This window comes from Streptomyces sp. NPDC008001 (assembly GCF_042958085.1).
In the GTDB taxonomy this organism is placed as follows: domain Bacteria; phylum Actinomycetota; class Actinomycetes; order Streptomycetales; family Streptomycetaceae; genus Streptomyces.
The window spans coordinates 280,318-302,865 of sequence record NZ_JBIBIZ010000003.1; the positions used below are offsets into that span (position 1 = coordinate 280,318).

The 22,548-nt window shown below is 71.0% G+C and carries 20 protein-coding genes; 14 read left to right on the forward strand and 6 right to left on the reverse strand.

Annotation, left to right across the window (positions count from 1 at the left end; genetic code table 11):
- A complete protein-coding gene (locus ACFZCD_RS09635) occupies positions 1 to 630 on the forward strand; it encodes a DUF5825 family protein (RefSeq protein WP_391829250.1) in 630 nt (209 codons plus the stop codon).
- 116 nt (positions 631 to 746) lie between these two features.
- Entirely contained in the window at positions 747 to 1,808 is a 1,062-nt protein-coding gene (locus ACFZCD_RS09640; RefSeq protein ID WP_391829251.1) for a helix-turn-helix transcriptional regulator, read from the forward strand.
- Positions 1,809 to 1,934: 126 nt separating this feature from the next.
- Here the strand turns inward: ACFZCD_RS09640 and ACFZCD_RS09645 are convergent, their stop codons facing one another.
- Positions 1,935 to 3,617: a mycolysin gene (locus ACFZCD_RS09645; RefSeq protein WP_391829252.1), complete on the reverse strand. Its 1,683-nt coding sequence runs from the start codon at positions 3,615 to 3,617 to the stop codon at positions 1,935 to 1,937.
- A gap of 524 nt (positions 3,618 to 4,141) precedes the next feature.
- Here ACFZCD_RS09645 and ACFZCD_RS09650 point away from each other — a divergent pair.
- Positions 4,142 to 4,633 carry a DUF2975 domain-containing protein gene (locus tag ACFZCD_RS09650; protein WP_391829253.1) on the forward strand — a complete coding sequence of 164 codons (492 nt, stop codon included), beginning with the start codon at positions 4,142 to 4,144 and terminating at the stop codon, positions 4,631 to 4,633.
- Positions 4,633 to 4,854, forward strand: a complete 222-nt coding sequence (locus ACFZCD_RS09655) for a helix-turn-helix domain-containing protein (RefSeq protein WP_391829254.1) — start codon at positions 4,633 to 4,635, stop codon at positions 4,852 to 4,854. Before ACFZCD_RS09650 ends, ACFZCD_RS09655 begins: the two co-directional genes overlap by 1 nt.
- A 55-nt stretch (positions 4,855 to 4,909) precedes the next feature.
- On the opposite strand, the gene ACFZCD_RS09660 is transcribed toward ACFZCD_RS09655, so the two are convergent.
- Entirely contained in the window at positions 4,910 to 6,913 is a 2,004-nt protein-coding gene (locus ACFZCD_RS09660; RefSeq protein ID WP_391829617.1) for an APC family permease, read from the reverse strand.
- 546 nt (positions 6,914 to 7,459) lie between these two features.
- Between ACFZCD_RS09660 and ACFZCD_RS09665 the strand changes: the two genes are divergently transcribed.
- Positions 7,460 to 7,534 (forward strand): 50S ribosomal protein bL37, encoded by a 75-nt coding sequence (locus tag ACFZCD_RS09665; RefSeq protein WP_391829618.1) that lies wholly within the window; start codon positions 7,460 to 7,462, stop codon positions 7,532 to 7,534.
- 64 nt (positions 7,535 to 7,598) lie between these two features.
- On the forward strand, positions 7,599 to 8,399 hold the full coding sequence (locus ACFZCD_RS09670; protein WP_391829255.1) for a GNAT family N-acetyltransferase: 801 nt from the start codon (positions 7,599 to 7,601) through the stop codon (positions 8,397 to 8,399).
- A 69-nt stretch (positions 8,400 to 8,468) separates the two neighbouring features.
- Here the strand turns inward: ACFZCD_RS09670 and ACFZCD_RS09675 are convergent, their stop codons facing one another.
- From ACFZCD_RS09675 to ACFZCD_RS09690, 4 genes are all read right to left on the reverse strand, one after another.
- Positions 8,469 to 9,206, reverse strand: a complete 738-nt coding sequence (locus tag ACFZCD_RS09675) for a MerR family transcriptional regulator (RefSeq protein ID WP_391829256.1) — start codon at positions 9,204 to 9,206, stop codon at positions 8,469 to 8,471.
- 37 nt (positions 9,207 to 9,243) lie between these two features.
- Positions 9,244 to 10,158 (reverse strand): alpha/beta fold hydrolase, encoded by a 915-nt coding sequence (locus ACFZCD_RS09680; RefSeq protein WP_391829257.1) that lies wholly within the window; start codon positions 10,156 to 10,158, stop codon positions 9,244 to 9,246.
- Positions 10,159 to 10,320: 162 nt separating this feature from the next.
- The gene (locus ACFZCD_RS09685) at positions 10,321 to 12,267 is read right to left on the reverse strand and encodes an amino acid transporter (RefSeq protein WP_391829258.1); all 1,947 of its coding nucleotides are present in this window, start codon (positions 12,265 to 12,267) and stop codon (positions 10,321 to 10,323) included.
- 232 nt (positions 12,268 to 12,499) lie between these two features.
- The gene (locus tag ACFZCD_RS09690) at positions 12,500 to 12,742 is read right to left on the reverse strand and encodes a hypothetical protein (RefSeq protein WP_391829259.1); all 243 of its coding nucleotides are present in this window, start codon (positions 12,740 to 12,742) and stop codon (positions 12,500 to 12,502) included.
- A 297-nt stretch (positions 12,743 to 13,039) separates the two neighbouring features.
- On the opposite strand from ACFZCD_RS09690, the gene ACFZCD_RS09695 reads away from it, so the two are divergent.
- The 8 genes from ACFZCD_RS09695 (at position 13,040) to ACFZCD_RS09730 (ending at position 22,535) form a co-directional block, all read left to right on the forward strand.
- A complete protein-coding gene (locus ACFZCD_RS09695; protein ID WP_391829260.1) occupies positions 13,040 to 13,513 on the forward strand; it encodes a hypothetical protein in 474 nt (157 codons plus the stop codon).
- 146 nt (positions 13,514 to 13,659) lie between these two features.
- The gene (gene fxsT / locus ACFZCD_RS09700; RefSeq protein ID WP_391829261.1) at positions 13,660 to 16,908 is read left to right on the forward strand and encodes an FxSxx-COOH system tetratricopeptide repeat protein; all 3,249 of its coding nucleotides are present in this window, start codon (positions 13,660 to 13,662) and stop codon (positions 16,906 to 16,908) included.
- Between the two features lie 199 nt (positions 16,909 to 17,107).
- Positions 17,108 to 17,986, forward strand: a complete 879-nt coding sequence (locus ACFZCD_RS09705) for a methylenetetrahydrofolate reductase (RefSeq protein WP_391829262.1) — start codon at positions 17,108 to 17,110, stop codon at positions 17,984 to 17,986.
- Positions 17,987 to 18,206: 220 nt separating this feature from the next.
- Entirely contained in the window at positions 18,207 to 20,504 is a 2,298-nt protein-coding gene (locus ACFZCD_RS09710) for a nitrate- and nitrite sensing domain-containing protein (RefSeq protein WP_391829263.1), read from the forward strand.
- Positions 20,501 to 20,905 carry a roadblock/LC7 domain-containing protein gene (locus ACFZCD_RS09715; protein ID WP_391829264.1) on the forward strand — a complete coding sequence of 135 codons (405 nt, stop codon included), beginning with the start codon at positions 20,501 to 20,503 and terminating at the stop codon, positions 20,903 to 20,905. Before ACFZCD_RS09710 ends, ACFZCD_RS09715 begins: the two co-directional genes overlap by 4 nt.
- Positions 20,905 to 21,273, forward strand: a complete 369-nt coding sequence (locus ACFZCD_RS09720; protein ID WP_391829265.1) for a DUF742 domain-containing protein — start codon at positions 20,905 to 20,907, stop codon at positions 21,271 to 21,273. The genes ACFZCD_RS09715 and ACFZCD_RS09720 overlap by 1 nt, the downstream gene beginning before the upstream one ends.
- The gene (locus ACFZCD_RS09725; RefSeq protein WP_391829266.1) at positions 21,260 to 21,850 is read left to right on the forward strand and encodes an ATP/GTP-binding protein; all 591 of its coding nucleotides are present in this window, start codon (positions 21,260 to 21,262) and stop codon (positions 21,848 to 21,850) included. Before ACFZCD_RS09720 ends, ACFZCD_RS09725 begins: the two co-directional genes overlap by 14 nt.
- A gap of 148 nt (positions 21,851 to 21,998) precedes the next feature.
- Positions 21,999 to 22,535 (forward strand): hypothetical protein, encoded by a 537-nt coding sequence (locus ACFZCD_RS09730; RefSeq protein ID WP_391829267.1) that lies wholly within the window; start codon positions 21,999 to 22,001, stop codon positions 22,533 to 22,535.
- Positions 22,536 to 22,548: the final 13 nt, after the last annotated feature.

Consider the following 22,548-nt stretch of genomic DNA (forward strand, 5'->3'; position numbering starts at 1 on the left):
ATGGCGCAGTGCACCCTCCGGCGGCACTACGCGCCCGGCACGGCCCGGATGCCCGGGATGGACCTGGGAACGTTCACCGTAGGCGCCACCGACTCGGCCGGCGCCGCACACGAGGCATATGAGAGCGGAGCCCGGCACGCCCTGCTGCCGGAACCTGTCGACCTCGACGGACCCGGTCATGCGGACACCGTCGCCGCCCTCGTCCTCGTCCGTGACCTGACCAGCTACGGCATGGTCGTGGACTGGACGCTCGCCCACACCGGGGCCGCAGCGACGTGGCGGCGGCTGGCTCACCTCCACCCTCCCCGTGAGCTGCTCGCCCCGGACGGGGAGGGAGCCTTGAGCGGGTGGCGGGAGAGCCACTGCATCGGGAAGTGCTTCTTCCGCAACGGCCCCGGCTTCGTCCAGGTCCGTGATTGGCGCACTGGCGAGTTACGCAGGATCACCATCGACGAACCACGTCACAAGGCAGCCATCCCTCAATTACTCGAAGGTGCCCGTGCCCGGGAAGTCGACCAGGAGGTCCTCGCCGACTACACGGCCGCGGGCCTGGTGGACACGCTGGGCGCCCACGTGTGGTGGATGCCCTACCGCGTGCGAAGGTGGCCGCAGTCACACACCGCAGTGTGAACCCCACCCCGGCACCGCCTCCGTAATCCGGGAGTATCCCCACCAGCCCCGGGCCGGGCACACCTTGGCGCGATAGGTCGCGGCCAAGGTGACAGCGCAGCGGGGATACTCCGGGTATGAGGGACATGACCCGCCCGATTCACCGCCTGCGCGCGGCAGTCGGGGAGCGGTTCGTGCAGGACGAGATGGCCGAGTTGGTGTCGCAGGCGATCGGTCCTCTGGTGGCGCACGACGCTCTGCGGCTGTTCGGCATGAACCCGGCCACGGGCACCGTGTCCTACGGATTCCTGCACGGCTTCCCGACCGCCCTGCTGCACGCGCAACTGATCGACTCCTACGCCGGTGACGATCCGTTCAGCCCTGCCGACATCGGCCGCCTCGCTGCCGATACCGGACTGCTCGGCGGCGGTGAGCATTCTCTTCCTGGCCACCGGCAGGCGGCCCGCACGCTGGCGGAGTACGGCGCCGGAAGTGAACTGCGGCTGCTGCTGCGCGAGAGCACGCGCCGGCCGTGGGGACTGCTCGCCCTGCTGCGGACGGCGGGTGGCAGGCCGTTCGACCAGGAGGACGCGTGGCAGCTCACCCAGCTCGACGAACCGCTCATCGCCCTCCTGAAGGGGTACGCCACGGCCCGCACCGCCACCGCCGCGCCTCCGGGGACACCGTTCCTGCCACCAGGCGTCGTGATGGTGGGGCCCGACGATCAGGTGCGCTCCGTCAGCCCGCAGGCACGCGCGTGGCTGGCGGAAATAGCGCCCGAACGCGGGCTCGCACCGCCTTGGATGCCCACCGCGTCGATGCGCGAGATCGTGCTGGCCGCCCGCCGCCACGCCGTGGTCCCCGGGGCACCGCCCGCGCTGGCCTGCAGCCCCGCGGCATTCCTGGGACGCCGGGTCGCGGTCCACGCACAGTGCATGGACGCCTCCGGAAAGGGTGAGGTCGCCGTGGTCCTCCAGGAAGGGAGCGGTGCGTTGCTGTTGCCCACGTACGCCGCCTGGCACGGCCTGACCGCACGGGAGAGCGAGGTCATCGAGCGGCTCTGCTCAAGGGAGGCGCCCCGGCAGATCGCACGCATCATGGGCATCTCGGTACACACGCTCAACACCCACGTGCGGAACGTGTACCGCAAGACCGGGACGTCCGGCCGGGACGATCTGGTCGCCGCGCTCAACCGCTGACCTTGAGCACCGCAGCGCAGTGGCCGGCAGCAGCAGTGCGATCACCTCCACGTCTCTGACGCGAACGGCGGCGTACGCGCGTGGTCCGGGCCGTCAGCCGGCCCGGACCGTGCAGGTGTTGATCGATCAGTACTGGATCGTGTGCTGGTAGAGGATGTTCCGGGCCTTCGTGCCGGTGTCCAGGCCGTAGTCGGGCCGGTCGGTGAGGAAGTACTCGCGGAAGCCGGACTGCCAGGTCTTGGACATCATGGTGTTGCTCTTCGTCCAGCCGCCGTCGATCTGGGACCACAGGTCGACCAGCGCGGTGGCGACGCGGGCCTCGCAGGCGTCGCCCTGGTCGATGCCGGTCGTGGTGCGGTCGTTGGCGAGGTTCAGGGAGTTGCCGTTGCCCCAGTAGTAGGTGGTGTCGTTGAAGGTGTGGAACGCCACCGCGTTGGCGAATCCTTCGGTCCAGCCGCAGCTGGTGGAGGAGGCGCGGTTGACGTAGTGGGGCGAGCAGTTGGTGACGTCGGGCCACCAGCCGTTGTAGAGCTTCCCCATGAGGGCGTGGCCCGCCTCGTGGACGGTGGTGTGCTCGGAGTCGGGGTCGTTGTCCGCGAGGTGGATCTTGTCCTCGCCGGCGGTCCAGTACGTGCCGTCGGTGGACCCGGGGTACCACTGGACGGTGATGGGGGTGCAGCGGTCGTCCGGCCGGCTGCCGGCCCAGCAGGTGGTGGTGGACCCCCTGTTCCACCAGAGCTTGTTGAGGGTGTCGAGAGCGTGCCAGGCCCGGCTCTGCCCGGCGTTGGCGTACACGTCGCCGAGGCTGATGCTGCGCGCGACGTTGTCCTGCGAGTACGTGGCGGTGGCGTAGAGACTGCCGTTGCCGTCGACCACGGACCACATCGCGCCCGCCTGCGTCTGGAACTCCACCCAGAGCTTCGAGGTGACGGAGGTGGTGGGGGCGTAGCAGAGGCTGAACGCGCCGTTGCCGTTGCCGGTCATCCCGGTGGCGAGCTTCTGCGTGCCGCTGTTCGCGGCGGGCTTGCCCCACAGGGTGATGTTGGCGTTGCTGACCGGCTCGTCCCGGTCGGCCTTGCCGTTCCAGCTGCCTCCCTCGGCGGACTGGAAGCGGTTGCGGAAGGTGCCGCTGACGCAGATCTGGGCGTTGCCCGCGGCCGTGGCGCCGGCGCGGGGAGACGCCGGGCGGGAGCCGGGCGAGGGAGCGGGGGCAGGGGACTTGGGAGCGACCGGGCGTGCCGTGCGACCGCCGGCCACGGGGCCGTGGACCGAGGTCGCGCCGGCTTTGGTGACGGACATGCCCTTGGCGGAAGAACCCTTGGTTTTGCCGATGGTGAGCTCGACCGAGTCGTGCGCGGCGCGGTGCGGGTCGGGACGGTCGATGTCGCTGATGTCCGCCTGGATCTGGGCGGGCCCGGCTGCGAGGGCCTTCACGTGCAGCGTCAGGGTCCGGGTGCCGGGGGTGAGGGCCAGCGTCCGGCTGGTGCGCTGCCCGAAGGTGTCCGGCGTGGGCGTGGCGAACCCGGAGCTCCGGCCCGTCACCTGAAGCGCCGGCGGCAGCTGGACGGACAGGCCGGCACGCTTGACGCCGGTCTGTGCCGTGACGCCCAGGGTGAGGGTGGCCTGTTCACCGACGGCGGGCAGGTGGTCGAGGGAGGCCGTGACGCCGAGACAACTGAGCGGCGCCTCCGAGTTCTTCTGCGCCGGGCGGATCGTACAGGCGTCGGCCCGCGCGGGGGAGCCCGCGGACGCGGATGCGGATGCGGACGGGACGGCGACGGTTGCCAGGCAGGCGACTGCGCCTGCCATCGCGGTCAGAGCGGCGGGTCTCGGGAGCCGTATTCGTGACCGCATTCGTGACCGTATTCGGGACATGGGTATGCCTTCCTGCGGCGTGCACGGCCGATTCGGTGCACGCCGGCAGAGCTGTGAGGGGGGTTGGGTACTGGCCCAACGGCACTGCTGCGACCAATCATTGGCCACAGCAACACCATGGGTAACAGTGGCCGGAACCCTATACCTCAGGGCTCGTGCATGTCACCGGGACGTCGCCCGGTGGGCCGGTGCCGCCGCGATCAGGCCGGCCGTGGCCTGGGAGAGCGCCATCTCGCCGAGGGTGCGCACCGCCATCGCCGCGACGGGCAGGGGGCAGGGGCGGAGCGGTCCAGTACGCGGCTGACCGGCAGTTGGAGGCCGGTGAGCAGCGTGCTGGATCCGCCGGGGCGGATCCGCATAACCTCCTGCGGGGGCAGCAGGGACGGGGACTGCACGGCCCTTGCTTCATCTATCGAAAATCGATAGATTCCCATCGCAACTCGATGGAAGGTTGGGTCATGGGAAAGCTGACCGTGGGCGCGCTGCGCGCCGTGCTCGCAGTGGTGCTCGCCGGCACCGTGTTCGTGCAGGCGGGGATGGTGTGGGTGCTGGTGAGCGGGAGCGATCCGGAGGACGGGTCGCTCCCGCTCACCCCGCTGCGCGTGATCACGATCCTGGGCATGGCGTCGGCCCAGGTCGTCGTGGTCTGCATATGGCGGCTGGTCACGATGGTGCGACGCGGAACCGTGTTCTCCCACGCCGCCTTCCGGTACGTGGACGCCGTGATCGGCGCGATCGTGGCCGCTGCTCTCCTGTGGTTCGCGGTCACGGCTCTCAACGCGCCGGGCCAGCGGGACGACCCGGGTGTCACCCTGATCATGGGCGGGGTCGGCGTGGCCATCCTGGGAGTCGCGCTGATCGTGCTCGTGCTGCGGATGCTGCTCGCCCAGGCCGTCGCGCGCGACCTCGAAGCGACGCGGATGCAGGCCGAGCTGGACGAGGTGATCTGATGCCGATCGCCGTCGACATCGACGTGATGCTGGCCAAGCGGAAGATGTCCGTGGGCGAGCTCGCGGAGCGCATAGGGATCACGCCCGCCAACCTGGCCGTACTCAAGAACGGCCGCGCCAAGGCAGTGCGCTTCGCGACGCTCGCCGCGCTCTGCGAGGTCCTCCAGTGCCAGCCGGGCGACCTGCTGCGCTGGGAAGCCGAGGACACCGCAGGCGAATGAACCGTGCCTGCCGACGCGTCATCGGCAGGAGACGGCGGCCGGGGCGTGCGGCTCTCTAGTGACCCGCACCGTCGCCTGAGGGCGGGCGGTGATGGTGGGGGTGGGCGGGGGCGGGTTCGCCGCGGCGGATGGCGCCGGGGGCGCGGCGGGCGGGGTGGTCGGCGCGGGAGGAGGAGGTGAGTTGCCAGGGGACGCTGGTGACCATGACGCCGGGGGTGAACAGCAGCCGGCTCTTGAGCCACAGCGCGGACTGGTTGTGCAGCAGGTGCTCCCACCAGCGGCCGACCACGTACTCGGGGATGAAGACGCTCACCACGTCCCGCGGGCCGGCACGCCGGACGGAGCGCACGTACTCGACCACGGGGCGCGTGATTTCGCGGTACGGCGAGGCGACCACACGGAGCGGCACGTCCACGTCGAGCTCGTCCCACTGCCGCTCAAGTGCCTTGGTCTCCTCCCGGTCCACGGCGACGGTCAGCGCTTCCAGGTGGTCGGGCCGGAGGGCGCGGGCGTAGGCGAGGGCGCGCAGGGTGGGTTTGTGGATGGTGGAGACCAGGAGGATGGCCACCACGCGCGAGGGGCGGACCAATTCGGCGCGCGGATCGGTGACGGCCAGTTCGGCCGAGACGGAGTCGTAGTGCCGGCGGATGCCGCGCATCGTCGTCCACAGCACGACCGCGGCCACGACGGCCAGCCACGCGCCCTCGAGGAACTTCGTGGCCAGCACGATCACCAGGACGAGCCCGGTGATGACGGCACCGGTGGCGTTGATGACCCGGGCGGTCAGCCCTCGCCGCCGCACCGCCGGGTCGCTCTCGCCGCGCAGCGCGCGGTTCCAGTGCCGGACCATGCCGGTCTGGGAGAGGGTGAAGGAGGTGAAGACGCCGAGGATGTAGAGGTGGATGAGGCTGGTGACGTCCGCCTTGTAGAACCACAGCAGCAGGCCTGCGGCCAGGGCCAGGGCGATGATGCCGTTGGAGAAGGCCAGCCGGTCGCCGCGGTTGTGCAGCTGCCGGGGCAGGTAGCGGTGCTGGGCGAGGATCGAGGCCAGCAGGGGGAAGCCGTTGAAGGCGGTGTTCGCCGCCAGGACCAGCACCAGGGCGGTGGCCGCCTGCACGAAGTAGAAGCCGAAGCTGTGCTCCCCGCCGAAGACCGCGGACGAGAGCTGGGCGATGACGGTCCGCTGCGTGTACGTGGCGCAGTCGCCCGGCAGGCCGGTGAGCCGGCAGGAATCCCCGGCGATGTGCACCTTGGCCACCAGCGCGAGAGTCGTCACTCCGACGAACATGGTCACCGCGATGATGCCCATGACGCTCATGGTGGCAGCGGCGTTCTTCGACTTGGGCTTGCGGAAGGCCGGCACGCCGTTGGAGATCGCCTCCACGCCCGTCAGGGCCGTACAGCCGCTGGAGAAGGCGCGCAGGCCGAGCATGACCAGGGCGAGACCCGCCAGGTCCGTGTCCGCGGGGTCGGCCGCGATGCCGAACCCGGCGCTCTCCGAGACGGGCGGGTGGCCGAGCAGATAACGCACCAGCCCGGTGGCGACCATGATCAGTACACCGGCGATGAAGAGGTACGTCGGGGCGGCGAAGGCCTGGCCGGACTCGCGCACCCCGCGCAGGTTCGCACCGGTGAGCAGCACGACGAAGCCGATGGCCATCACCACCCGGTAACCGGACAGCTCCGGCACCGCCGAGATGATGTTGTCCACGCCCGAGGCGACGGACACCGCCACCGTCATCACGTAGTCGACCAGCAGGGAGGCCGCGACCACCAGGCCGGCCGACGCACCCAGGTTCGTCGAGGCGACCTCGTAGGAGCCGCCGCCACTCGGATAGGCGTGCACCACTTGGCGGTACGAGAGGACGACCACGGTCATCAGCGCGACGACCGCAGCCGCGATCCACGGCGTGAAGTGCAGGTACGCCATTCCGCCCAGGGTCAGGACGAGCAGGATCTCCTGCGTGGCGTAGGCGACCGAGGAGAGCGGGTCGGAGGCGAAGATCGGCAGGGCCAGCCGCTTGGGCAGCAGCGTCTCGTGCAGCTCTTCGCTGCGCATCGCCCGGCCGATCGCCAGCCGCTTGAGAAGCCCTGTCACATCGATCACGGCACGAGCGTAAATTGCACATACAGGATATCCAGTGCAACTCGTTCCGCGGTGCGGCGTCTGTGGTGGCGTGTCAGAAGCGCGTCAGAGGCGCGTCGGAAGCGCGTTAGGGAAGCAGCGCGCAGCTTGTGCCGGGCAACCCGGATGCCTTGGATGGTGGGTGTGAACAGCCACCTGCGCCACGATGACCGGCCGCCTCATACGGCGCTGCCCGGCACGGCGCGCTGCTCACGTTCCGCGCGCTGAGCGCACTTTTCCCACCGCGGTTCTGCGACACGCGACCGTGCCCGGCGCACCGTCGTGTCGTCTTCGCACCGCACCCCGGCCCGTCGGCAGCACGCACATTCCCGTGCCCCACCGCTGACGTCGCCTTCCGTTCGCACGGCAGTCCGCCACGGGGCGGATCCAGCTGCAGCTGGTCGCACCGGCGGCCTGAACGTCGTCACACCCGGAATCCCGAACCCCGAATCCCGCTACCGAAAGAAGGAACGACCTCCGATGTCCAAGCGTGCCCGTAAGAAGCGAGACCGCCGTAAGAAGAAGGCCAACCACGGCAGCAAGGCCTGTGCCTGATCAGGTAATCACCACCGGGGCGGGCGGTGCGGCACCGCCCGCCCCTCGGTTCTCCGGAGCTGTCATGCCGAACGACAACGCCCTCCGCACGGCGCCGGCCATCCGGGCGCGGCATCCATGGTTCCCCGCCGGCCGCCCGGGGGTGGGAGCCCTTCCCGAGCACGCCGCCCGCACCGGACTGGGCAACTGGTGGACCGACCACCCGCTGCGCCCGCGGGCCGCCGCCGTCTCCTGTGCCGGCTACGCCGTCCTGGCCGGCGACCCGCGCGCGACGGTCTCCGCGGACCTCGCGCATCTGGCCCACTGCTACGTCGTCGCCCCGGACCGCTTCCTGCCCGCACTCGGCAGCGCGTTCGTACGGATCGTGCCCTGGGAGCGCATGATCTGGGTCCACGACGACCCCGTGCCTGCCTTCCGGCCGGCCCCCGGCGTCGTCCTCCGTCCCCTCAGGCCCGCCGATGCGCCGGCTGTACGGGCCCTTGGCCCGGATCTGGCCTGGGTTGCCGAAAGCTGGGGCGGCGCGGACGGGCTCACCGCGTCCGGCCGGGCGTGGGGCGCCTTCCGCGACCGGCGCCTGCTCTCCCTCGCCTGCACCTTCTTCGCCGGAAGCCGCTACGAGGACATCGCCGTGTCGACCCTGCCCGCCGAGCGCGGCCGGGGCCTGGCCACCGCCTGCGTCCGCGCGCTGTGCACCGACATCACCGCCCGCGGCCGCAGCCCGTCCTGGAGCTGCTCCCGGGACAACCACCCCAGCCGCCACCTCGCCGCGAAGACCGGATTCCAGCTGGTCCACACCTACGTGCACTACGTGCTCGGAGCTCCCGTCGCCGACTGCCGGCCTCCCGTGAAGGCCACCCGACCGTAGGCGCGGCCTGGCCGTTCCCCGACCGTAGGCGCGGCCCGGCCCCGTCCCCGCCCCGGTGCGGGCCACGCTTCAGCTGGCCTGCCCGGCCGTGCGGCGTTGCTTGGTGCGGTGGGCGAGCACCCCGAGGATCCGTTGCCACGTCGGCGAGGCCTCGGCGATCCGGGAGAAGATCAGGTCCAGGTGCCCCTGCGTGCTGCTGTCGCGTCCGTGGTCCGTTTCCCACGCGTCGAGTTCGTCGATGAGCCGGTCCACGCGCGGGTCGTGCGGGTCCCAGCCGAGTGACTGGTCGCAGACCAGGTACAGGCGCTTCGTCTCGGGGTCGTCGAAGCTGGCGAGCTTCTCCCGTACCCCTTGCTCCATGGACTCCGGATCCAGTGCCTGCATCAGGATCCACACGTCCCGCTCGAGTCGCACCATCCGTTCGCTGACCCCGAGACCGCGCATCCGGTTCAGGATGGCGACCACCTCCGGCGGCAGGACGAGCCCGTCGCCGTCGGCCAGTGCGGCGACCCGGCGGCGGTGCTCCGTCAGCTGGTCGATCTTGGACTGCAACTCCGCGTCGATGCCGGCCACGGCCGCCTCGAATTCGGCCGGTTGGGCGTGCAGCAGCGCGTCGATGCGGGCCAGCGGTACCCCGGCGTCGGCGAGGGTCCTGATCCGGATGAGGTCCACCGCCGCCTGCGCGCTGTAGCGGCGGTAGCCGGACGCGTCGCGTTCGGGCTCGGGCAGCAGGCCGACTTGGTGGTAGTGGCGGACGGTGCGCACGGTCACGCCGGCGGCCTTCGCGAGCTGGCTGATCGTGAGCACCGTGCACCTTCCGGTCCTGAGCGTGGTCGTGGTGAGTCTAGGCGTGGGCCGCCCGGTCGACGACATCGCGGATGGCCTGGACGACGGCATCGCGGCGCTCGAAGACGAGCTGGCTGTGACCGGTGTCGCGGAGGAGCCGTTGTTCCCCGCGCGTCACCGCGCTCACCATGGCCGCGTCCAGTCGCGTCTTGCCGTCGTGCATCGCCTGCAGCGTCTCCTCCGGCATCAGCGCCTGCTGGCCGGGATCGATGCCCAGCGGAGTGAGCGCGATCAACGGGACGTCGGGAAGGCCCGGCCCGGGCAGCAGCTCGTCGGCGAGGTCGGTCATCGAGGCGCGCTCGGCGATGCCGGCGTGGATCCACTTCTCACTCACGTGGTACTCGATCAGCGGTTCCCGGACGTGCTCCGGGTAGTCCACGAGCAGCTCGGTGCACATCTGACGGATGACCGGGAGCCCCTGCCGGAGCTGCTCCTCGGTGGGCGACATCTCCACGCTCGCGGCCAGCCGAGCCTCCGGGGGCATGTAGTCGTCCCAGTCGCGGTGGAAGGCGTCCAGCCAGACCAGCCCGGCCACCTCCTGCGGGTACAGCTGCGCGAACCGGTGCGCGTAGGCACCGCCGAGGGAGTGCGCCACCAGGACGTACGGGCCGGTGATGCCCTGGGCGTGCAGCACCTCGTACAGCTCCGTGGCGACCGCGGCGCCGGTGCGCGGCAGCGGGACGTCGTCGCTGTAGCCGGTGCCGGCGCGGTCGTACACCACGGCGGTGGTGAACCGCGCGACCTCCTGCTGGAGGCCGAAGTAGTCCAGGCCGACCGCGCTCGCGCCGGGCAGGAACACGACGGCCGGGCCGCCGCTGCCCGACCGGTGCACGAAGACGCGGCGGCCGTTGATCTCCCGGAACCCTCCGACCGGAGGAGTGAGCTGTGCCGGGGAAGTGCTGTTGTTCGTCATGCGGCAAGGCTCCAACCCTGACGTAGCGTCAAGGTCAAGCCGGTGACATAGAACCGGTGACGTAGAACCGGTGACACCGAAGTGGGCCCCGCCTTCGTTGCCGAAGCCGGGACCCGCATACCTACGTGGCGCGCCGGCCGGGCCGGTGCGGTGGACGGTTGCTCAGCCGACGTGGACGCGGGGGCGGCGGTCGCGGTCCGGTTCGGCCTCGCGCAGGATCTCGCGGGTGACCGGAGCGACCTCGCCCTGGCCGAAGAGGAAGAAGCGGACGAAGTTGGTGAAGGGGTTGCCCTCGGTCCACTCGAAGAAGACGTGTGGGCGGGTGCCGGTGAGGTCACGGGCGTGGAGGAGGAAGGCCGCGAGGGCGTTGGGGACGGAGGAGCTCTCCACCGTGAGGACGCGGTAGCGGCCGTGCAGGATCTCGCCGCGTACGGTCAGGCCGGCCTCGAACTCGGAGGGGTCGGTGACCGTGACCTCGACGAAGACGAAGTCCTCGGCGGTGGGGATGTCGTTGTCGGCGCGGATCTGTTCGATCTTCTCGCGGTATTCGGCGACGTCGCGCGCGCCGGGTTCGTTGGCTATGAAACGCGGCGTGCGCTGGGAGATGTCGCGGATGAACCGCTCGGCCTTCTCGTCGAGCTCCACGTGCGTGACGCGGAGTTCGAAGGCGCGGCCGAGGCGGGAGACGAGCGAGATGAGGAGGATGCCGGCGATGAAGCAGGCGCCGATCTTCACGCCGTCCGGGCGCTCGATCACGTTGACGACGGTGGTGTAGAGGAAGACGGCCGAGATGACGCCGAAGGCGACGGTCCAGACGCGCTGGCGGGCCTTGCGGGCAGCAATGGTGACGGCGATGGCGGCGGAGCAGATGAGGACCAGGACACCGGTGGCGTACGCGCCGCCCTGGGCGTCGACGTCGGCGTCGAAGATCCAGGTGACGAGGAAGGCGACGAGGGTGAAGACGATCACCATGGGGCGCACGGCACGGGCCCAGTGCGGGGCCATGCCGTACTTGGGCAGGTAGCGCGGCATCAGGTTGAGCAGACCGGCCATGGCGGAGGCACCCGCGAACCACAGGATGAGGATGGTCGAGACGTCGTAGACCGTGCCGAAGGCGTTGCCCAGGTACTGGTGCGCCAGGTAGGCGAGCGCGCGGCCGCTCGCAGCGCCACCGGACTCGAACTCCTTGTGCGGGATGAGCACGGTGGTGATGAAGCTGGTCATGATCAGGAAGACGCTCATGATGAGCGCGGCGACCGTGAGCAGCTTCTTGGTGCCGCGGATCCGCCCGGCGGGCTTGTCCGCGGTGTCGTCCGGGGCGCCCTTGACGAGCGGCATCACGGCCACGCCGGTCTCGAAGCCGGACAGGCCGAGCGCCAGCTTCGGGAAGACGATCAGTGCGACGCCGATCATGACGAAGACGTTGCCGTGCTCGGTGGTGAGGGCGGCGGTCCAGTCGGTGACGACGTGGCCTTCGGTGAGCACGTGCCACAGGCCGGTGACCACGACCACCGCGTTGAGCGCGAGGTAGACCGTGACCAGGACGACGGCGACGCCGATCGCCTCCAGGAAGCCCTTGAGGAACACCGCGCCGAGCAGCGCGATGAGGATCATGGTGATCAGCAGCTGCTTGTCGTGCAGGGCCCCTTCCAGATTGGGGTTCTCCACCAGGTGGGTGGAGGCGTCCGCGGCCGACAGCGTGATCGTGATCAGGAAGTCGGTCGCGGCGAAGCCCAGCAGCGTGAGGACGAACAGCTTGCCCTTCCAGAAGGACAGCAGCCGCGACAGCATCGCGATCGAACCCTCGCCGTGCGGGCTCTCCTCGGCCACGCGCCGGTAGACGGGCAGCGCGCCGGCCAGGGTCACGATCACCAGCACGATCGTCGCGACGGGGGAGAGCAGACCGGCGGCCAGGGCCGCGATGCCCGGCTGGTAGCCGAGCGTCGAGAAATAGTCGACACCGGTCAGGCACATCACCCGGTACCAGGGCTGACCCTTGTGCTCGGGTGCCGGGGCGGCCTGCGAAGGACGGCCTTTGCCCATGTCGGAGAGCCCCTCCAGCATCCACCCCCGCAGACGACTCGTGTGCGTGTCGGTCGGGGTGGCCATGGGGGTGCTCCTGGTGCTCTGCCGGGGTCGGAATTCGGCCATCCTGCGGACGGCCGAGCCAGCGTAAGCAATGGACTCGCGGCCCCGCCGGGGAGGGGCGTCAGGAAAGCGTCAAGATCCGCTTGCCGGGCGCGGGGGCCCCGCCGTAGCGCTTTACGGCCGGACACGCTCAGAATCCGTACTCCGACGCCTTCGCCTTCGCCTACGGCCCCGGTGATCCGGCGCCTGAGGATCACTGACAGGGTTCCGTGGATCCATCGGCGTCGAGCTGTGGGGCATGCGGATTGGTGAGGTCCCACAGGCGAGTGGGGCGGCGGGCGGTGCCGATGACGAGGGTGCCGCTGCCGGGCAGGACCACCCGGTCGGCGACGTCGTCGAACGTGTCGTTGTCGCCCCGCCGGGTCGGCTCGTAGTGCTGCCCGGGCGTGGCGACGTCCCAGAAGACGGCCTGGCCGTCGTTGCCTCCATGGGCCATCCTGGGCGAACCAGAGCGGGCCGGCCTCCTCACGCCCGCCGACCGGCGCGGCCTGACCTCGCTGCTCCGGTCCCGGGTCCGCCCGTACGGGAGGTGACCCTCGACATGAACGCCTGGCTGAATCCCACCCCAGGTACGGTGCCCGGCCACAGTGCCGCGGTCGCTCTCTTGACGGAACCAGGAGCGACGGCGTTGCGTGTCTGGTGGAGTGGCGCGGTGAAGGCACCGGCGCAGGTGTAGGTGCAGGCGCAGGTGCGTGCTCCAGTTCAGGCCGATCTCTCAGGGGGAAGAGCGAGGATGCTGTCGGAGGCAATGACTGCGCTGGCTGCGGCGGGAGGCACTGCAGTGGTGCAGGCCGCAGGCACAGAGGCATGGACAGGCGTACGCCGGCAGGTGGCCCGTTGGTTCGGCCGGGGGAATCCGCAGCGCGAGCACGCCGAGCTGGAACGCCTCGATCAGACCGCGGGCGAGTTGGAGGCGGCGCGGCCGGCCGAGTTGGAGCGGGTGCGTATCCGGCAGGAGGCGGCGTGGCAGGGCCGGATCGAGGCGCTGCTGGAAAGCCTGGAGGACACCGCGCGGGCCCGGGTCGTGGATGAGCTGCGCACCTTGCTGACCCAACAGACCTCCCACCGCAGCGTGTCGGCCGGCCAAAGCGGGCTGGCCGTGGGCGGGAACGTGCGCGTCCAGTCCGACCACGGGTCCGCTGCCGCTGTGACCATGGGGAACGTGACACTGGGAAACCCTTCCCAGCCGGGTCCGCACCAGGACTGAGCGCACCCGGTACCGCTTCGGCCACGCCGGCTCACCACTTCGGCAGCGTCTTCGCCGACCACGGCAGTATCGCCGTCGGCTACGCCGGGCAAGTCCACCACCACGCTGCGCCCCGCACACCGGCGGCCTGGCCGCATCAGGTCGGCGTGATCCCGCCCCGCGCCCTGTCGTTCCAGCACCGGGCCGAGGCCGACCAGTTGCGGGCGGCGGTCGACAGCGGGGGTACTGCGGTGCTCAGCCAGGTACTGACCGGGACCGGCGGGGTGGGCAAGACACAGCTGGCAGCCGATTACGCCCGTACCGCCTGGGACAGCGGCGGGGTCGACGTACTGGTGTGGATCAGCGCGAGCAGCCGCTCGGCGATCACGGCCGGCTACGCGCAGGCCGGTGCAGAGGTCCTTGCCGCCGACCCCGCCGACCCGGAGCAGTCCGCGCGGGCGTTCCTGGCCTGGCTGGAGCCGAAGGCCGGCCAGAAGCCGTGCCGGTGGCTGGTCGTCCTGGACGACGTCGCGGATCCGGCCGATATGCGTGGCTGGTGGCCGCCCGCCAGCCCGTACGGCCGTGTCCTGGTCACCACGCGCCGCCGTGAGGCCGCCCTGACCGGCGCCGGCCGGCGCCTGGTGACCGTGGGCTTGTTCACCCCCCAGGATGCCGCCGCCTATTTCACCGCCGTACTCGCCGCACACGACCGCCGCGAGCCCACCGACCAGATCGACGGCCTCGCCGCCGACCTGGGGCACCTGCCTCTCGCCCTGGCCCAGGCCGCCGCCTACATCATCGACACCGGCGTCACCTGCGCCCGCTACCGCAGTCTGCTGGCCGACCGGCTCAGGAAACTGGCCGACCTGCTCCCCGAACCCAGCGCCCTGCCCGACGACCAGGCCGTCACGGTGGCGGCCACCTGGTCCCTCTCCATCGAACACGCCGACCGGCTCCGCCCCGCCGGCCTGGCCCGCCCCATGCTCCAGCTCGCCGCGATGCTCGACCCCAACGGCATCCCCGCCGATGTCCTGACCGGCCGACCCGCCCTCACCCACCTCACCCGCCACCGCACCCCCGACGGCCGGCGACCCGTCCCCGCGACGAGCGAGGACGCTGCAGGCGCGCTGCACGCCCTGCACCGGCTCAGCCTGGTCACCTGCGAGCCGGGCCGGCCTGTTCAGGTCCACGGGCTGGTGCAGCGTAGTGTGCGCGAGCAGGTCCCGCCGGAACTGCTGGCCCGGACCGTCCGGGCGGCGGCCGACGCCCTGCTCCAGGCGTGGCCGCAGACGGACCGTGACTTCGCCACCGGCCAGCGGTTCCGCTCCAACACCGAGGCGCTGCGGTCCCATGACGAGCAGTTGCTGTGGTCGGACCACGATGTGCACGAAGTCCTGCTCCGGTTGGGCCAGAGCCTCGGCCGTGCGGGGTTCTACCGGGCGTCGATGGACCACTACCGGCAGCTCGCGGCCACCTCCGAGCATAGGTACGGCGCAGGCCACCCGCGCACCCTCGCCTGCCGCACCAACTCCCTCCGTCACTTGAGATTCACCGCGCACCCCACAGAGGCCGTGGCGGCGTACACGCAGCTGGCCGCGGACTGCACCCGTCTGGCCGGACCGGATGACTTCGCCACACTCGACGCCCGCGGCCAGCTTGCCGCCGCCCGGGTCAGCGGGGGCGACCTGGCCGGTGCACTGACCGGCTACGAGGAATTGCTCGCCGACCACCGGCGTGTCCATGGCCCGCACCACCGCAACACCCTCTCGGTCCGCTCCCAGATCGCCTCCCTGCACAGGGAAAAGGGAGACGCGCCGCGCGCCGCAGCCCTGTACAGGGAACTGCTCGGCGACTGCCGGACGTACCTCGGGCCCCTCGACGACATGACCCTGGACGTACGCATGCAGCTCGCGCGCCTGCAGGGCGAGGCGGGCGACCCTGCCGGGGCCCGCGAGCGGCTCGGGGAACTGCTGGACGAGCACCTGGCGGCGTTCGGCCGCGACGACCACCGCACCCTGGTGGTGCGGCGCGAGCTGGCCGAGTGGCGCGCCGCCGCCGGAGATGCGGCCGGAGCTGCCGCCGAGCTGGCGGACATGATCGACGACGCCGTGCGGATCCTGGGCGCCCACCACATCGACGTCTCCCTTGCCCGCTACTCCCTGGGCCTGCTGCGCGACAAGACCGGAGACGCCAACGCGGCACCGGCCGGCATAGACGAGTCGGCCCGCTTGCTGGAGCAGACGTTCGGGCCTGACCACCCCATGGTCATCGGCCACCGCGGCTTGCTCCAGGCGTGGCAGCACGGCCTTGCGGAGAGTGATCCGGTCGCCGCCGCCGAGGCCCTGAAGGAGATGATTGCCAACCTGCGCCCCTTCCGGGGCCCCGACCACCCCGAGATGCTGTTCTGGCGCAGCATCCTCCTCAGCATCGAGGGCGCGATCGGTGACCCGGGACGGACGGCCGAGGAGTTCGCCACGCTGCTCGCCGACTGCCGACGGGTCCTGGGCCCGGAGCACCCGCTCACCCTGGAAACCCGCGGGGCACTGGCCGACTGGCGCGGCGAGGCGGGCGATCACTCCAAGGCAGTCGCCGACCTCCGCGAACTGCAGGGAGACATGGCCCGGGTGCTGGGCCCGCACCACCCGGAGACCCTGGACACCCGCAGGCTGCTTGCCAAGAAGCTGCACGCAGCGGGCGACACGGCCGCGGCCCTCACGACATACGAGGACCTGATCACCGTGCACAGCCAAGTGCTGGGCCCGGACCACCCGGACACTCTCCAGCTGCGCGGCGCCCTTGCCGACTGCCGCTCCCACGACGCGGAGGCGGACGCGATGATCCCGGTCTACCAAGAGCTGTGCGCGGACTACACGCGCGTCCTGGGCCCCGACCATCCGAGTACGCTCGACATACGCGGCCGCCTGCTCGACTGCCGCGCGGAGGCGGGCGACCCGGCAGGGGCGGCCGAGGAGTGCCGCGAGCTGATCCGCGACTACCAGCGGGTCGTGCCGCCCGACCATGTCGAGACCCTTCCCGTCCGCGCCACCTACGCCAAGCTGCTCGCGGACAGCGAGAACTTCGCAGGGTCGGTCACTGCGTACGAGGACCTGCTGCCGGTGGCCCTGCGGATCTGGGGCCCCGACCACTTCGGCTCGTTGATGATCCGCGGTTGCCTGGCCGAGGTGCGGGCCCGGCGCGACGGCGACCCGGCTGACGGCCGCATTGCCTTCGCCGCGCTCTCCGACGACTGCCTACGCGTTCTGGGCCCCGTCCACCACGTCACCGAAGCCACCCGAGCCTTCCGGGACGCCCTGCGCCGGAGTGGCCCGGCACTCCCGTCCACCACGTACAACAAGCTGCTGGACCAGTACGCGAAAGCCGAGCGCTCCGGCCGCGCGATGCCCACCGCCGGGTGAACCCGTCTGCGGAGCTGGGCGTCGAACCTGGCGAATGACGCGACTCCGCCGGTGCCCGGGGCGCGAAAGTGCCGGGCGGCGTAGGGACACCTTGGCCCGGCATGTGCGTCAAGGGCGTCGTTTCGGTACGGGCGCGCCCTGGAAGAGACGGCCTTCTACCATGGGCGCTCCCTCCTCGTCCCACGCCTTACGGAGCACCATGGATTCTCGTACCGCCGCGCCCGGTGGGGCCGCCGGCCTGTTGCTCGAGGGTTTCTCCCTCGAAATGACCGGGAAGGACGGTCCGGCCCTCGAAGAGGCCGGGCACCTCCTTCCCGCGGGTACGCATGTCAACGTGACCTTCCTGGGCAACGAGGACATGCCGATGCGGCTCGCCGCCGCCCGTGCGGTGAAGGCCCTCGGTTTCGAGCCCGTTCCGCACCTGTCGGCCCGTCGGATGCCGTCACGGGCGGCGTTCGAGGAGTTCCTCCGCCGGCTCCGGGCGGACGGGACGTCGGGACAGGTGTTCGCGGTGGGCGGCGACCCGGCCGTGCCGGAGGGGCCGTACGAGGACTCCCTGGCACTGATCCGGTCGGGGCTGCTGGAGCGGTACGGGGTCCGGCAGGTCGGTGTCTGCGGATATCCGGAGGGGCACCCGGCCATCACCGGCCCGCGCCTGTGGTCGGCGCTGGAGCAGAAGGCCGCCGCGCTCTCCGAGCGTGGCATATCCGGCCACATCGTCACGCAGTTCGGCTTCGACCCCGACCCGGTCCTCCGGTGGATCGAGGAGGTGCGTGACCGCGGCATTCACCTGCCCGTCAGGGTCGGTGTGCCCGGGCCCGCGGGGGTGCGCAGGCTGCTGGGGTACGCGGCCCGGTTCGGTGTCGGGACCAGCGCGGGCATCGCCCGGAAGTACGGCCTCTCCCTCACCCACCTCATGGGGACGGCCGGCCCCGACCGGTTCCTCCATGCCTTCTCCGAGGGCTACGACCCGCAGCGGCACGGCGCCGTCAAGCTGCACTTCTACACCTTCGGCGGCCTGCGGGCCACCGCGGAGTGGGCGGAGGGTTTCCGCCGGGCGTGCCCGCCGGCCTCGTAGCAGGTCTCCGGGCACAGCCGACAATCACCGCAACCGGCGATGAACCTCTCTTGAGTGCCGTTACCAATCCTGTGCGCCAACCTCAACTGATGTTCCTGGAATTGGCTGGTTATGATCGGCATCCACTCCGAAAATGGCCGGCTGTGCAGTACGAGGACTGATGACTCCCACAGGATCCGAAGGCCCGGGCGAGCCGGTACGAAGAAGCCGACGACGGCCCGTGCGGCTGCGTACGTTGCTCGTCTGGCTCGCCGTGGTTCCCACCGTGGCGATGGGCGTCCAGGTGCTCATCAGCTCCGATCGGTCGGTGCAGGAGTCCCAGCACCTGCGCAAGGACGTGCTGGCGGGCAGGCAGACCGGCGTGCCCCTGTACCAGTTGCTGACGGCGCTGCAGTCCGAGCGCGCGATCACCGCCGCCTGGTGGTCGGGCATGCCCGTGGCCGACGCCGATCTGCGCGGCCGCCGGGCCGCCACCGACCGGGCCGTGGCCGCGTTCCTGAAGTCCTCGGACCTCGATCAGGTCCATTCCGACCGGGCGAAGGACCGCCTCCGCGAGGTCGCGCGGCAACTGGCCGAACTGGGCGCCCGGCGCGAACGCACCGACGCACGCCACGGCAGCCCGGACGACACCGTCGACTACTACACCGACATGATCAGCGGAACGATCCGCTGCTACGGAGACTTCAACCACGTCGACGACGGCGCGCTCACGCAGGAGGCGACGTCGCTCGTGACGCTCCTCTCGGCAGCGGAAGTGGTGGCCCGCGAGGATGCCATCCTCGCGTTGTCGGGCCCCTCCGGAAAGCTGACGTCCGCCCGGTTCCGTGAATTCGTCGAAGCCGTGGGCGCGAGCGACTACCTGTACGACACGGTCGCCCTCGACCTGCCGCTCGACGACCAGGACGCCCTTCAGCGGATCCTCACCTCGAACGCCTGGCAGACCAAGTCCCGCATCGAGACCGCGATCGCCTCCGAGCACCGGGACGTCTCCTCCGGCGTCGTGCTGCCGCCGGACGTCAGCGACTGGCGGGCGGCCCACACCACCTTCTCCGCCCAGTTGAACACCCTCGACGAGAGCGAGCTGCAGGAACTGCTCACCCACGCCGACGACCGGGCCGAGCAACTGGAGAACCAGGTCGTCCTGCTGGTCGCCGCCAGCAGCGCCGCCCTCCTCCTGGTCGTCGCCGTCGTGATCTTCACCACGCGTTCGGTCCTGCGCCGCCTGCGCTCTCTCCACGACCGCACGGTGACGGTCGCCGAGAAGACCCTGCCGGACGTCGTGGACCGCCTCCAGCGCGGCGAGGCCGTCGGCACCGACGCGCTGCCGCGGCCGGAGGGCGAACAGGACGAGGTCGGACGGATCAGCGACGCCTTCGCCCAAGTCGTCGCCGTATCCGTCGAGGGACACCAGAAGCTCGCCGACGAGCGGGAGGGCTTCAGCGTGTTCGCCTCCGGCATCGCCGCACGGACCGGGAACCTGGTCAGCCGCCAGCTCGCCCTCACGGAGCACATCCAGGACACCTTCGGCCAGGACGAGGCGCTCCTCGCCGAGCTCATGAGGTCCGATCAGCTCACGGTGGGCATGCGCAGGCAGATCGAGAACCTGCTCATCCTGGCCGGTGGCGAGATCCCCGACCCGCACATGGAACCCATGCGCATCGCCGACCTGCTGCGGGAGGCGGCCGCCGAGGTCGAGGACTTCCGGCGCATCGACCGGCACGCCATGGACGAGACCAGTGTCGAGGCCGGCGTGATCAGCCAGCTCAGCCACCTCCTGGCGGAGCTGCTGGACAACGCCACGCGCTTCTCCCCGCCGACGGCGAGGGTCGCCATCCGGGCCGAACTGGTCGGTGACGGCCTCTGCATCGAGATCGAGGACCGCGGCCCGCGGGTGACCGCCGAGCGGTACGAGGAGATGAACGGCCGGCTGCACTCCGCCCCGCCGTACTCCGTGCTGGCGCGGAACGCGCACCGGCTCGGCCTCTTCGTGGTCGGCCACCTCGCCGACCAGCTCGGGGCGACGGTCACGCTGCGCCGGTCGGCGTTCGGCGGCACGTCCGCCGTCGTGATCGTCCCGAGCGAGCACCTCGTGCCGACCCGGGAGGGCACCGCGGTGCCCGGGCCGGCGCACGAGTCAGCGCCCGTACCGCGGCCCGCACGGCCCGCCGAGGAGGGGCGGCCGAAGCTCGTCGTGCAGCAGCGGACCGGTGAGCCGGCGGACGATCCCGCTCCCCGCCCGTCGGAACTGCCGCGCCGCCTGCGGAAGGATCCGGTGCGGCAGGCCGGGAACGCGGCGCCGGAAGCACCGCCCCGGCCCGGCTCCGGAGACGTCCCCGGCCGGCCGGCCCTCCCCGAGCGCGTCCCCCAGACCCACATCGCCCAGCGGCTCCGCGCACCCCGTGCGGCCGAACCGGCCGGCCGGGACGCCGCCACGCCCGAAGAGGTGGCCGACGCCTGGGCGGACTACGAAGACAGCACCAGGCAAGTGGAACTCGAGCTCCGACAGGACCAGCCATGACGACGACACAGAACGATGCGATCTACAGCATCCTGGACAACAACCTGAGCAGGATCGCGGGGATCCAGGGAGCCGTGCTCCTCGCCAACGACGGGATCAAGCTCAGCGCCTACATGCTGGAACGGGACCAGGCCGAACGGGTCGCCGCGGCGGCCTCCGGCATAGCGTCCACCATGAAGGCCATCTCGCGGGAGATCGACGGGGGCGGAGTGATCCGCCAGCTCGTCGAGATGGACGACCGGTACCTGTGCATCGTCGGGTGCGGATCGGGCAGCACGCTGATCGTGGTGACCTCCCGCAAGGCACGGCTCGGAGAGCTGGGCGGCGAGACGGTCCGCGCCGCGCAGGCGCTCGGCGAGTGGCTGGGCACCCCCGAACGCTCGCAGGCGCCCACCTCGTAATGGCGGCCGACCCCCAGCCCGGACGGCGCCGCCGGACTCGGCTGTACGCCCTCACCGACGGCCGTACAGCCGCGTCCCGGCATGGTCTGACGATGGACACGGTGATCACAGCGGCAGCCGGAACCGGCGCCGGTCACGGCGGCCTGCCCACGGAGTGGCAGGAGATCCTCACCATGTGCCCGTCGCCGAACGGACGGGCGGTCGCCGAGATCGCCGCCCGGATGCGGATGCGTCTGACTCCCATGGTGGTCCTGCTCGGCGAGCTGCTGGAGCGCGGCCTGATCCGCCACCGGCCGCCGCTGGACGCCACCGAGACCTCCAACGTCCACCTGCTCATGAAAATCAGGGACAACCTTGCCCGACTATGACACCGCCGCACCGGAAGCGTCCCCCGTCAAGATCCTCATCGCCGGGGGCTTCGGCGTCGGCAAGACGACTCTGGTCGAAGCGGTCTCCGAGATCGATCCGCTGCGCACCGAGGAACGGCTGACGTCCGCGGGCGTCGGGGTCGACGACCTCGACGGCATCGAGAGCAAGACGGCGACCACGGTCGCGATGGACTTCGGCCGCATCACCCTCACCGACGCCGGAGTGGTCCTGTACCTCTTCGGCACACCGGGCCAGGAACGCTTCTGGTTCATGTGGGACGACCTGCTGAACGGGGCGCTCGGGGCGATCGTCCTGGTCGACACCCGGAGGCTGGACCGCAGCTTCGCCGCCGTCGACTTCTTCGAGAACCGCGGACTGCCCTTCATCGTCGGTGCGAACTGCTTCCACGGAGAGCAGCCGTACACCGCCGAGGAGATCAAAGCCGCCCTGCACCTGAGAGACCCGGACACCCCCGTCCTCCTGCTCGACGCCCGTTCCCGGGAGGACGTCCGCGGCTGCCTGCTCTCGCTGCTGGACCGGCTCATCACCCGGGCACGCGTCACCGCAGCCGTCTGAGGGCGTGCCGGGCGGATCCCGCGCCGCCCGGGGGCGCCGTGCTGCTGCTCGTCACAGGCTTTCGCGTCGTGCGCCTGACGTACTCCGGGCCGGGACGAAAGGATGCTGCCCTCGGTACGCGATGGCATTGCGGGAGGGGCGGGCAGACATGGGCGGACGGCTCTCGTGGGGCAGGAGGCTCGGATGCGTGGCGGCGGCGTCGCTGGCCGCGCTGGTGCACATGGCGCCTGATGCGTCGGCACACCCTCCGCGCGCTGCCGCCGCCGTGAGCTGCGCGGGGAGCAACGCCATCTCGTTCTCGCCCGGTCTGTCGCTGGCGGCGCGGCGGACCCGGATCGGCGGCAGCGGTGCGTACAGCTGTCTTTCCACGGACCCGGCGCTGCGGTCGGGGACGTCCTCGATCGGCGGGGGCGGGTGGAACGGCTGCTTCTTCTCCGATGCGACCACTGCCGAGTGGATCACCTGGAACACCGGGGAGCAGACGAAGGTCGTCTACCACCTGGGGAACGTACAGCAGGTGGCCGGGCAGGCGGTCGTCCTGGTCGTGGGCCGGGTGGTGAAGGGCAAGTTCAAGGGCCGCACGGTGGCTTCGCCGGGGCTCCAGGCCACGCTCGATCCGCTGAAGTGCGCGTCGAAGGGCGGGGTGGAGCAGATCACCGGGCCGTCGACGCTGGTGATCGTCTGACCGGGCGGCCTCC